Raw genomic sequence first — 1,640 nt, 5'->3', positions numbered from 1 at the left:
CCGGAACACCCTCCCCGGGCCGCCGGAACACCCTCCCCGGGCCGCCGGAACACCCTCCCCGGGCCGCCGGCCCTATTCTTCCCCCCGTGTTCCGTCCGTCCGCTCCGTCCGCTCTCCGGCCTCCCGCGCGTTCTCGCGATTGAGGTAGTTGTAGACGGTGAAGCGGCTGACCCCCAGCGCGGCGGCCACCGTCTCCACCCCGTGTCGGAGCGTGAACGCCCCCCGTGCCTCGAGCGTGCGGACCACCGCCTGCTTGGCTCGGCGATCCAGTTCGTCCAGGGGACGACCGTGTCGACGGCGCAGGTCGTTGAGGATGTGCTCCAGGGACTCCGACAGGTGCGGCAGGCGAACGGCCACGACCGGTCGACCGGCCCATTCCAGCACCACATCGTCACCACCGGCCTCGGCGACCGGCACCGAATCGCCCCCGATGGCGTCCACCAGCGGGCGCACGGCCTCGAGGAAGGCGTCCTCCCCGGCGCCACCGGCGGCGTTCGGGGCGTCGCTCACCGATTCTCCCCCTCGCCGCCGGCCACCCCGTCCAGCACGGTGACCTGGAGGGAGATCCGACGGGCCCCGACCTCCGGGGCCGCGCGCAGGAGGCGATCGACCACTTCCAGCACGACCCCGGCGCCTCCTTCCACCGTGTTGCCGAAGGGCCCGACATCCACCCGCTCCAGGGGAGCGGATTCCACCAGCGCCCGGGCCATCCGGGCGTGTTCCGGGGGCTCCTCCAGGTCGAACGGCTCGGTCGTGAATTCGAGTCTCAGACGCACCCGGTCAACCTAACCCGGTACGGGGCTCCCCGCCCGGGGCCGAACGACATCGGGGCGGGGAGACCCCGGCGGGCCTCAGACGGTGGGCCGACGGGTGGCCGGCAGGGCGCCGCGCCGGGGGGCGAACAGCTCCACCGCGGCCCGCAACTCCGCCACCGGCGTGGCCAGCACCCGTACCGAACCCACGGCGCCGACCACCATCAGCAACCCGCGTCCCAGTTCCTCGGGATGGGGGCGCGGCGAGCGGGCGACGGCCTCCAGCCGTTCCAATTCGCGTTCCGCCACACCTCGGTCGGTCAGCGGTGCCCGATACCCGGCGAGGGCGACCCGCACGCCGGCCACGGCGAGGCGCAGGGCCAGGACGCGCGGCTCGTCCGCCGGCGCCGGCTCCTGCCGTCCGGTGCGCGCGTCGCCGGCGACGAGGCGCGCGGAACATCCTGTCTCGGTGCGTGAAGCGGCCAACTCGGCCCTCCCCGGGGAGTCCTTCTCGGTGACATGCCCCGGCGCCCGCGCCGGGACGCGAGAAGACCCGTCGTCCCCGGGGGCACCGAATGGCGACAGTAAATATCACTGTCCGCGCACTACGCCATACGGAGGGCGAAAATCCTCGTCACATTCCGGTGAACGCCACCCCTCGCGCGCCGTGCGCGCCTCCCGCGCGCCGGTCGGGAGCGCCCGCGCGCCCAAGGGGCGCCCGGACCCCGCGGCCCCGGCCCGCGACCGGCCGGACACGTTCCCGTACCCACTCCTCCCCGCGGGGTCACGTCCCGTCGGCGGACCCCTCGACGATGAGCACGGGGACCCGGGGCGCCGGTGCCCCCGCTCACGGGAAAACCACCGGTGGGACGGCCTTCCCCGGTACCC

General features: G+C 74.5%; 3 protein-coding genes. All 3 read right to left on the bottom strand.

The features are described 5' to 3' along the window. Nucleotides 1-72: 72 nt before the first annotated feature. The 3 genes from FNQ90_RS22410 to FNQ90_RS22400 all read right to left on the bottom strand — a co-directional run bounded on the left by FNQ90_RS22410 (nt 73) and on the right by FNQ90_RS22400 (nt 1,238). A complete protein-coding gene (locus FNQ90_RS22410) occupies nt 73-510 on the bottom strand; it encodes a helix-turn-helix domain-containing protein (protein WP_182608007.1) in 438 nt (145 codons plus the stop codon). Then, nucleotides 507-776 carry a hypothetical protein gene (locus tag FNQ90_RS22405; RefSeq protein WP_182608006.1) on the bottom strand — a complete coding sequence of 90 codons (270 nt, stop codon included), beginning with the start codon at nt 774-776 and terminating at the stop codon, nt 507-509. The genes FNQ90_RS22410 and FNQ90_RS22405 overlap by 4 nt, the downstream gene beginning before the upstream one ends. A 75-nt stretch (nt 777-851) precedes the next feature. Then, entirely contained in the window at nt 852-1,238 is a 387-nt protein-coding gene (locus FNQ90_RS22400; RefSeq protein WP_228454585.1) for a DUF5955 family protein, read from the bottom strand. Nucleotides 1,239-1,640: the final 402 nt, after the last annotated feature.

The sequence above is a fragment of the Streptomyces alkaliphilus genome, assembly GCF_014141535.1.
In the GTDB taxonomy this organism is placed as follows: domain Bacteria; phylum Actinomycetota; class Actinomycetes; order Streptomycetales; family Streptomycetaceae; genus Streptomyces; species Streptomyces alkaliphilus.
This window is presented reverse-complemented; position numbering and strand designations above follow the sequence as displayed.